Raw genomic sequence first — 644 nt, 5'->3', positions numbered from 1 at the left:
AAGTAAGCCGCACCTTTTCGACTGAAGTACAAGCGAGGTGACCGGAAGGATCCGGTCACCTCGTCCCCTCATGGAATAGCAGCAGCCGATGTCCTTTCGCGAACGCCTCCAGTCCTGGCGCTACAATCTCGTGCCCGACCATGTCGTCGGCGAGATACTGACCAAACGCTGGACCGACAACGCCATTCCGTTCCTGGCGCTGGTGGCGACATTGGCGACCTTCGGCTCGGTCATTCCCGGCTTCTTCAAGCTGACCGCTTTGCAGGAATCGACCCGCCAGCTCGGCGAGTTCTCGATGGTCGTCACCGGCATGACGGTGGTGATGCTGGGTGGCGGCATCGATCTGTCGGTCGGCTCGATCTTCGCGCTGTCGTGCTTTTCCGCCGTCTATGTCTTCTTCATCCTCGAACAGTCGATCTGGCTGGCGCTGGCCGCATCGCTCGCCACCGGCCTCATCTTCGGCGCCATCAACGGCTACCTTGTCGGCTATCTCAGGCTGCGCGCCTTTCTCACCACGCTGGTGACCTTCATCTTCGGCCGGGCGCTGTTCGACATCCTGGTCACCACCTATGCCGCCGATGTGCAGCTCTCGACCGCGACATCGGATGTGCTCGACTTCATCGGCGACAGCACCTTCTGGGGGC

The 644-nt window shown here is 61.3% G+C and carries 1 pseudogene; it reads left to right on the top strand.

Features of this window, described 5'->3' with window-relative positions:
• Positions 1–88 precede the first annotated feature (88 nt).
• A pseudogene (locus EN969_RS34115) lies at positions 89–644 on the top strand (ABC transporter permease); the annotation flags it as partial.

The sequence above is a fragment of the Mesorhizobium sp. M7A.F.Ca.CA.003.01.2.1 genome (assembly GCF_003998945.1).
Classification (GTDB): domain Bacteria; phylum Pseudomonadota; class Alphaproteobacteria; order Rhizobiales; family Rhizobiaceae; genus Mesorhizobium; species Mesorhizobium ciceri.
The sequence above is the reverse complement of the archived record's forward strand: the minus strand, read 5'-3'. Positions and strand labels throughout refer to the sequence as shown.